Origin of the sequence: Kitasatospora sp. NPDC056184 (assembly GCF_042268405.1) — a bacterium.
GTDB lineage: Bacteria > Actinomycetota > Actinomycetes > Streptomycetales > Streptomycetaceae > Kitasatospora.
The window spans coordinates 65,248-73,394 of record NZ_JBHJUI010000008.1 but is presented as its reverse complement, the minus strand read 5'-3'; the positions used below and the strand labels follow the sequence as shown (position 1 = coordinate 73,394).

Sequence of the window (8,147 nt, the reverse complement as noted above, 5' to 3'; positions counted from 1 at the left end):
ACCGGCTACCGGCGGGGGCGGGTGTGTTTCACGTGAAACACACCGGCCCCGGCCGTTCCTCGACCACGGAGAGGCGCTCAGTCGCGCCGGTGGCGGCCACCGCCGGTCTGGACGGCCTCGCCGGCCTCGGCGGACTGCGCGCCGCCGGCCTTCCTCTTCTTCCGCTCGCGCAGCACCTCGACGATCATCGGCGAGATCGAGAGCAGCACGATCAGCAGCACCGCCGGGATCAGGTACTTGTCGATCACCGGGGCGAGCGCGTCGCCGAAGAAGTAGCCGATCAGCAGCATCGACTCGGTCCACAGGACGCCGCCGACCACGTTCCAGAGGAAGAAGGTCTTGGCCGGCATCTCCAGGGTGCCCGCGACCGGGTTCAGGAAGGTCCGGACGATCGGCATGAAGCGGGCGAGCACGACGGCCTTGCCGGGGCCGAAGCGGTTGAAGTACTCCTCGGCCTTCAACACGTACTCGCGCTTGAAGATCTTGGATTCGGGCTTGTCGAACATCTTCGGTCCGACCTTGACCCCGATCTGGTGCCCGAGCTGGGCGCCGGCGATCGCCGCGATCGGGGCCCCGATCAGCAGGGTCGCGAGCGGCAGCCGCGCGCCGTCGCCGAGCACCGACGAGGCGGCGCTGGAGGAGGCCACACCCGCGATGATGAGCAGCGAGTCACCCGGGAAGAAGAACCCGACCAGGAGGCCGGTCTCCGCGAAGATGATCGCGATCAGCCCGATGGCACCGAGGGACGAGATCAGTGATTTGGCGTCGAGCAGATTGACGGCCAGCTGGTTGTAGTCCACACGGCGCAGGATAGCGGTCCCGCCTTTACCAGGGCTTCGCCCCCGGGGTCGAGCGCGCCCTCGTCCTTTCGTCGCACCCCGCCGCAGCCCGCCGGGAGCACCGCGGGCCGGCCGTCCCGACAGGCGGGCCGCATGGTGGAGCCGACGGGCATTCTGGGAAGATGGCACCGGCGTCCGGCCCCGCAGTGGCGAACACCCTCATCGCCGCACCGCGGCCGCTGCCTCGAACCTTGGTACCGGTCCGCCGCACCGCAGAGCCGCGCACCGGCCCCGGTACCCCGGAGTCGTCACAAGGCGTACACAGCGTCGGACAGCACCGTCCGTACGCCGCAACCCGACAGGAGCGGATTCGCATGCCCATCGCAACTCCCGAGGTCTACAACGAGATGCTGGACCGGGCCAAGGCGGGCAAGTTCGCCTACCCGGCGATCAACGTGACCTCGTCGCAGACCCTGCACGCGGCGCTCCGCGGCTTCGCCGAGGCCGAGAGTGACGGCATCATCCAGATCTCGACCGGCGGCGCGGAGTTCCTGGGCGGCCAGCACAACAAGGACATGGTGACCGGCGCCGTCGCGCTCGCCGAGTTCGCGCACATCGTCGCCGCCAAGTACGACATCACCGTCGCGCTGCACACCGACCACTGCCCCAAGGACAAGCTGGACGGCTACGTCCGCCCGCTGCTGGCGGTCTCCGCCGAGCGCGTGGCCAAGGGCCAGAACCCGCTCTTCCAGTCGCACATGTGGGACGGCTCCGCCGAGACCCTGAGCGACAACCTGGCCATCGCCCAGGAGCTGCTCGCCCAGGCCGCCGCCGCCAAGATCATCCTTGAGGTCGAGATCACCCCGACCGGCGGCGAGGAGGACGGCGTCACCCACGAGATCAACGACGAGCTGTACACCACCGTCAACGACGCCGTCCGCACCGCGGAGGCGCTGGGCCTGGGCGAGAAGGGCCGCTACCTGCTCGCCGCCTCCTTCGGCAACGTGCACGGCGTCTACAAGCCGGGCAACGTCGTGCTGAAGCCGGAGCTGCTGCGCGAGCTGCAGGACGCGATCGGCAAGCAGTACGGCAAGACCGACCCGTTCGACTTCGTCTTCCACGGCGGCTCCGGCTCCACCACCGAGGAGATCGCCACCGCGCTGGAGAACGGCGTCGTGAAGATGAACCTGGACACCGACACCCAGTACGCCTTCACCCGCCCGGTCGCCGGCCACATGTTCGCCAACTACGACGGCGTGCTGAAGGTCGACGGCGAGGTCGGCAAGAAGAACACCTACGACCCGCGCACCTGGGGCAAGCTGGCCGAGGCCGGCATGGCCGCCCGCGTGCGCGAGGCCGCCCAGCAGCTCCGCTCGGCCGGCAACCGCCTGAAGTAGGGCGCTCGCCCCGAACGAGGTCCTGCGTCCGTGCCCCCCGGTGGTTCACTGGGGGGCATGACCATTCACGAGAACCTCCTCGGGGGCCCGCCCCCGACGCACCTGCCCGCCGAGCCCGCTCCGCTGGAGCTGCTGGCCGGCGGCGCCTCGCCGGCCGAGGTCGCGGCGAAGTTCCCGACCTCCTCGTTGGCCTGGGCCCAGCTCGCCGACGACGCCTACGCGGCCGGCCGGGTCGTGGAGTCCTACGCCTACGCGCGCACCGGCTACCACCGCGGGCTGGACGCGCTGCGGCGCAGCGGCTGGAAGGGCCACGGGCCGGTGCCGTGGGAGCACGAGCCGAACCGCGGCTTCCTGCGGGCGCTGCACGCGCTCGGCCGGGCCGCCGCCGCGATCGAGGAGAAGGAGGAGGCGGAGCGCTGCACGCAGTTCCTGCGGGACAGCTCGCCGACCGCCGCCGCCACCCTGGGCTGACACCCGGACCCCGGTGACCCGGGACCACCCGCCCTCCCCGCTGCCCGCACGGGCGGCGGGGAGGGCTTTTCGCCCGTTCCGTGCCCACCGGATCCGTGGACATTCAGCGGTTCACCGTGCCAGGGTGGGCCCGCGAGGGGGGCGCGCACGTCAGTTCGAGGGCTCGCGACCCCACCCGGTCGACAGAGAGCCCGAACGTGCCCGAACCCAGCCCCGCCCGCCGTCCCCGCAGCACCGCGCGTCCCGGGCCCCGCCCCGCGCGCCGTGCGACGGCCGCGGCGGGCCGCCGGGCCCCCGGGCGACCCGGCACCCGCGCGCGCACCGGACCGGCCTCCCGCCGGCGCCCGCCGCGCCGCCGGCTCGGGCCGGGCATGCTCGCCGCCCTGGTCACCGCGGTGGCGATCCTCGGCGGCACGCTCTTCGTCCTGAACAGCCCCGACGCGCTGCCCGGCGCCGACCGGACCGCCCAGGCCCGGGTCGCCCCGCCCGAGGGCGGCACGCCGCCGCCGTCCGCCGCCCCGGCACCGCCGTCCCCCACGCCCACGCCCACACCCACGCCCACTCCCACGCCCACCATGCGGCCGAGCACGCCGGAGAGCACCCCCGCCAAGGGCACCGGCACCTTCACCGTCGCCCAGGGCACCACCGAGCCGGTCGGCCAGGGCCGGATCCGCCGCTACCGGGTCGAGGTCGAGGACGGCATCGGCATCGACCCGGCCGCCTCCGCCGCACAGATCCAGGGCATCCTGGGCGACAGGCGCGGCTGGACCAACGACCGGAAGAACGGCTTCCAGCTGGTCGCCGCCGGCGGCTACGACTTCACCGTGAAGATCGCTTCCCCCGCCACCGTGGACCGGCTCTGCGGCGCCGCCGGACTCGACACCCACGGCGAGGTGAACTGCAACGTCGGCAGCCAGGTGCTGGTCAACGTCAAGCGCTGGACCACCGGCTCACCCCAGTTCGACGGCCCGATCGACGAGTACCGGGCCCTGGTGGTCAACCACGAGGTCGGCCACCGGATCGGCCACGGCCACGAGGGCTGCCCCGGCCCCGGCAAGCCCGCGCCGGCGATGATGCAGCAGATCTACGGGCTCAAGGGCTGCAAGCCCAACGCCTGGCCGTACGGCACCGACGGCGGCTACCTGAGCGGCCCGCCGGTCCCCTGAACCGGCCCGCGCGAGCACCGGGTCGAGCCCGGCCGCGGCCCCGGGACGTGCTCAGCCGAGCAGCGGGAGGTACGCCCGCAGATCGCTGCGCTCGCCGCTGGCGGACAGCGCGGCGGCCTCCACCGCGTCCGCCCAGACGGTGCGGCCGGTGGCCAGCCGGATCCAGGTCAGCGGGTCGGTCTCGACCACGTTCGGCGGGGTGCCCCGGGTGTGCCGGGGCCCCTCGACGGCCTGCACCACCGCGTACGGCGGCACCCGCAGCTCGACCGCGCCGCCGGGCGTCCGCTCGGCGAAGGCGTCGGCGAGCAGCCGGGTGACGGCGGCCACCGCCTGCCGGTCGTGCGGGAAGGGCGCGGCGCCGAGCGCGGCGGCCAGGTCGTCGGCGTGCACCACCGTCTCGACCAGCCGGGTCACCAGGAAGTCGGCGAGCGCCATCGAGCCGAGCCGGATCTCGAACCGCCGGGCCGGGTCGGCCGCCTCGGGCCGCTCCAGGGCGCCCAGCAGCGCCTCCACCGCCCGGTCGAAGGCCGCCGCCACCGAGGCCGGGTCACCCGCGAACTCATCCGCCGCCCTCGCCCTGGCCTGCTCGTCGAGCAGCGGGGCGACCGTGCCGACCCGGACCGCCCACCGCGCCAGGTCCAGCGGTGGCCGGCCCTCCAACGGGTCGTCGAGGTGCGCGGGCACCCACTCGATCTGGACGGCGAGGTGCGCGAGCAGCTCACGCACCCGCCACTCCCCCAGCCGGGTCGGCCGGTCCAGGTCGGCGGCGGTCAGCCGGTGGACGGCCGCGCGCAGGGCCTCGCTCTGGGCGACCAGCGCGGCGCGCACCTTGGCGGGCCGGTAGGTACGGGACTTGGCAGGCATGGCCCCCAACATACGCCCGGGGGCGGGCGGTTCCGCAGAACCGTCCGCCCCCGGGGAGACACGCCGGGCGTCAGCCGAGCAGGGCCTCGATGACGCCGGTGTGGGCGTCCTTCAGCTCCGCCAGCGGGACGGTGAACTGGCCCTGGACGTCCAGGGTGTCGCCGTCGACCACACCGATCCGGGTGGCCGGCAGGCCCCGCGCGGTGCACATGTCGTTGAACCGGAGCTCCTCGCTGCGCGGCACGGCCACCACGGCGCGGCCGGCCGACTCGGAGAACAGGAACACGAACGGGTCCAGACCCTCGGGCACGACGATCCGGGCGCCGCGGCCGCCCTTGAGGCAGCTCTCCACCAGGGCCTGGCCCAGGCCGCCGTCGGACAGGTCGTGCGCGGCGTCGATCATGCCGTCGCGCGAACCGGAGATCAGGATCTCGCCGAGCAGCCGCTCGCGCTCCAGGTCGACCTTGGGCGGCAGGCCGCCCAGGTGCTCGTGGACCGCCTGCGACCAGGCCGAGCCGCCCAGCTCGTCCGCGGTGTCGCCGAGCAGGTAGAGCAGCTGCCCCTCCTCGGCGAAGGCCACCGGGGTGCGGCGGGTGACGTCGTCGATGACGCCGAGCACCGCGACCACGGGGGTCGGGTGGATGGCGACCTCGCCGGTCTGGTTGTACAGCGAGACGTTGCCGCCGGTCACCGGGGTGCCCAGGGTCAGGCAGGCGTCGGCCAGACCGCGGGTGGCCTCGGCGAACTGCCACATCACGTCCGGGTCCTCGGGGGAGCCGAAGTTGAGGCAGTCGGAGACGGCGAGCGGCTTGGCACCGCCGGCCGCGACGTTGCGGTACGCCTCGGCGAGGGCCAGCTGGGCGCCGGTGTACGGGTCCAGCTTGGTGAAGCGGCCGTTGCCGTCGGTGGCGACCGAGACGCCGAGGTTGGTCTCGTCGTCGATCCGGATCATGCCCGAGTCCTCGCCGTGCGAGAGCACGGTGTTGCCGAGCACGTACCGGTCGTACTGGTCGGTGATCCAGGACTTGGAGGCCTGGTTCGGGTGCGAGGCGACCTTCAGCAGGTCGGCCTTGAGGCCCTCGCCGGTGGTCGGGCGGGCCAGCCGCTCGGCCGTCGGGGCGTCGGCCTGCAGCGCGTCCTGCCAGCTCGGGCGGGCGAACGGGCGCTGGTAGGTCGGACCCTCGTGGGCGACGGTGCGCGGCGGCACGTCCACGACGAGGTCGCCGTGCCAGAAGATCTCCAGCCGCTCGCCGTCGGTGACCTCACCGATGACGTTGGCGATGACGTCCCACTTCTCGCAGATCTCCAGGAAGCGGGCGACCTTCTCGGGCTCGACGATGGCGCACATGCGCTCCTGCGACTCGCTCATGAGGATCTCCTCGGGCGAGAGCGTGTGGTCGCGCAGGTGCACGGTGTCGAGGTCGATCCGCATGCCGCCGGAGCCGGCCGAGGCCAGCTCGGAGGTGGCGCAGGACAGACCGGCGCCGCCGAGGTCCTGGATGCCCTTGACGAGCTTCTCGCGGAAGATCTCCAGGGTGCACTCGATGAGGAGCTTCTCCTGGAACGGGTCGCCGACCTGCACGGCCGGGCGCTTGGCCGGCTTGCTGTCGTCGAAGGTCTCGGAGGCGAGCACCGAGACGCCGCCGATGCCGTCGCCGCCGGTACGGGCTCCGTACAGGATGACCTTGTTGCCGGCGCCGGAGGCCTGCGCGAGGTGGATGTCCTCGTGCTTCATGACACCCACGCACAGCGCGTTGACCAGCGGGTTGCCCTGGTAGCAGGAGTCGAAGACGACCTCGCCGCCGATGTTCGGCAGGCCCAGGCAGTTGCCGTAGCCGCCGATGCCCGCGACGATCCCGGGCAGCACGCGCCGGGTGTCCGGGTGGTCGGCCGCGCCGAACCGCAGCGGGTCCATCACGGCGACCGGGCGGGCGCCCATCGCCAGGATGTCGCGGACGATGCCGCCGATGCCGGTGGCCGCGCCCTGGTAGGGCTCGATGTACGACGGGTGGTTGTGCGACTCGACCTTGAAGGTGACCGCGTAGCCCTGGCCGACGTCGACCACACCGGCGTTCTCGCCGATGCCGACGAGCATCGCGTCCGTCTCGGGCTTCTTCTCGCCGAACTGCTTCAGGTGGACCTTGGAGCTCTTGTACGAACAGTGCTCGGACCACATGACCGAGTACATCGCGAGTTCCGCGCCGGTCGGGCGGCGGCCGAGGATCTCCCGGATGCGCGCGTACTCGTCCTGCTTGAGGCCGAGTTCGGCCCACGGCTGGGCGGCGTCCGGGGTCTGCTCGGCGTTCTTGACGGTGTCGAGGCTCATCAGGCGTTCACCAGCTGCTTCAGGACGGAAGTGAAGAAGCCCAGGCCCTCGGTGGTGGGACCGGTGAGCGGCTCCACGGCGTGCTCGGGGTGCGGCATCAGACCGACGACATTCCCGGCGGCGTTGGTGATGCCGGCGATGTCGCGGTACGAACCGTTGGGGTTGACGTCGAGGTAACGGGCGACCACCCGGCCCTCGGCCTCCAGCTCGTCCAGGACGCGCTCCTCGGCGACGAAGCGGCCCTCGCCGTTCTTCAGCGGCACGACGATTTCCTGGCCGACCGCGTAATCGCGGGTCCAGGCGGTGCCGTTGTTCTCGATCCGCAGCTTCTGGTCGCGGCAGATGAAGTGCAGCGAGTCGTTGCGGGTGAGCGCGCCGGGCAGCAGGTGCGATTCGCACAGCACCTGGAAGCCGTTGCAGATACCGAGAACCGGCATTCCCGCCCTGGCCTGCTCGATGACGGTGTCCATCACCGGCGAGAAGCGGGAGATCGCGCCGCAGCGCAGATAGTCGCCGTAACTGAATCCGCCCGGCAGGACGACCGCGTCGACCTGGTGGAGATCCTTGTCACGGTGCCAGAGGGCGACCGGCTCGGCGCCGGCGAGGCGGACCGCGCGCTGGGCGTCGCGGTCGTCGAGGGAGCCGGGGAAAGTGACGACGCCGACGCGGGTGGTCACTTGCCCTCCTCCTCGACGCGGACCGTGAAGTCCTCGATCACGGTGTTGGCGAGAAAGGTCTCGGCGGCTTCGCGGATACGGGCGAGCGCGGCGTCGTCGACCGGGCCCTCCAGCTCCAGCTCGAAACGCTTGCCCTGGCGGACGTCGGAGATCCCGGTGAATCCGAGACGGGGCAGTGCACGCTGCACCGCCTGTCCCTGGGGGTCGAGGATCTCCGGCTTGAGCATGACGTCGACTACGACGCGTGCCACTGGCACTCCCGGTGGTGTCTTCGTGAGGCGGGGGAACTCCAGACTACCGGGGGTTTCGGGTGGGATTGCTGGCCGGGCGTAGTGACGCGCGTAGACCCACGCCCCTTACGCCGCAAGGCCTCCACCCGCCCCCGACCCCCCGCCGTACGCCCCTTTTCGCCGGATTCCGCGGCCACCGCGGGAACGGCCGAAGAGCACCCGAATACCGGCACTCCG

8 protein-coding genes are annotated in these 8,147 nt (G+C 72.4%); 3 read left to right on the top strand and 5 right to left on the bottom strand.

Going from position 1 to position 8,147, the window contains the following annotated elements:
• Nucleotides 1–77: 77 nt before the first annotated feature.
• Complete coding sequence (locus ACFC0B_RS17840) at nt 78–800, bottom strand: DedA family protein (protein ID WP_376086753.1); 723 nt, start codon at nt 798–800, stop codon at nt 78–80.
• 353 nt (nt 801–1,153) lie between these two features.
• Here ACFC0B_RS17840 and fbaA point away from each other — a divergent pair, with 353 nt between their 5' ends.
• The 3 genes from fbaA (at nt 1,154) to ACFC0B_RS17825 (ending at nt 3,813) form a co-directional block, all read left to right on the top strand.
• A complete protein-coding gene (gene fbaA / locus ACFC0B_RS17835; protein WP_376086752.1) occupies nt 1,154–2,176 on the top strand; it encodes a class II fructose-bisphosphate aldolase in 1,023 nt (340 codons plus the stop codon).
• A 57-nt stretch (nt 2,177–2,233) separates the two neighbouring features.
• Nucleotides 2,234–2,647 carry a DUF3151 domain-containing protein gene (locus ACFC0B_RS17830; RefSeq protein ID WP_376086751.1) on the top strand — a complete coding sequence of 138 codons (414 nt, stop codon included), beginning with the start codon at nt 2,234–2,236 and terminating at the stop codon, nt 2,645–2,647.
• 371 nt (nt 2,648–3,018) lie between these two features.
• The gene (locus ACFC0B_RS17825; protein ID WP_376086750.1) at nt 3,019–3,813 is read left to right on the top strand and encodes a DUF3152 domain-containing protein; all 795 of its coding nucleotides are present in this window, start codon (nt 3,019–3,021) and stop codon (nt 3,811–3,813) included.
• Between the two features lie 51 nt (nt 3,814–3,864).
• On the opposite strand, the gene ACFC0B_RS17820 is transcribed toward ACFC0B_RS17825, so the two are convergent.
• From ACFC0B_RS17820 to purS, 4 genes are all read right to left on the bottom strand, one after another.
• Complete coding sequence (locus ACFC0B_RS17820; RefSeq protein WP_376086749.1) at nt 3,865–4,677, bottom strand: sterol carrier family protein; 813 nt, start codon at nt 4,675–4,677, stop codon at nt 3,865–3,867.
• Nucleotides 4,678–4,747: 70 nt separating this feature from the next.
• A complete protein-coding gene (gene purL / locus ACFC0B_RS17815; RefSeq protein WP_376086748.1) occupies nt 4,748–7,003 on the bottom strand; it encodes a phosphoribosylformylglycinamidine synthase subunit PurL in 2,256 nt (751 codons plus the stop codon).
• Nucleotides 7,003–7,680, bottom strand: coding sequence for a phosphoribosylformylglycinamidine synthase subunit PurQ (gene purQ, locus ACFC0B_RS17810; RefSeq protein WP_376086747.1), 678 nt, complete (start codon nt 7,678–7,680; stop codon nt 7,003–7,005). Before purQ ends, purL begins: the two co-directional genes overlap by 1 nt.
• Nucleotides 7,677–7,931, bottom strand: coding sequence for a phosphoribosylformylglycinamidine synthase subunit PurS (purS, locus tag ACFC0B_RS17805; protein ID WP_376086746.1), 255 nt, complete (start codon nt 7,929–7,931; stop codon nt 7,677–7,679). Before purS ends, purQ begins: the two co-directional genes overlap by 4 nt.
• Nucleotides 7,932–8,147 lie beyond the last annotated feature (216 nt).

Coding starts and splice junctions, on each gene's coding strand:
- ACFC0B_RS17825 (WP_376086750.1), top strand. CDS start 3,019: ATGCTCGCCGCCCTGGTCACCGCGGTGGCGATCCTCGGCGGCACGCTC.
- fbaA (WP_376086752.1), top strand. CDS start 1,154: ATGCCCATCGCAACTCCCGAGGTCTACAACGAGATGCTGGACCGGGCC.
- ACFC0B_RS17830 (WP_376086751.1), top strand. CDS start 2,234: ATGACCATTCACGAGAACCTCCTCGGGGGCCCGCCCCCGACGCACCTG.
- ACFC0B_RS17820 (WP_376086749.1), bottom strand. CDS start 4,677: ATGCCTGCCAAGTCCCGTACCTACCGGCCCGCCAAGGTGCGCGCCGCG.
- purL (WP_376086748.1), bottom strand. CDS start 7,003: ATGAGCCTCGACACCGTCAAGAACGCCGAGCAGACCCCGGACGCCGCC.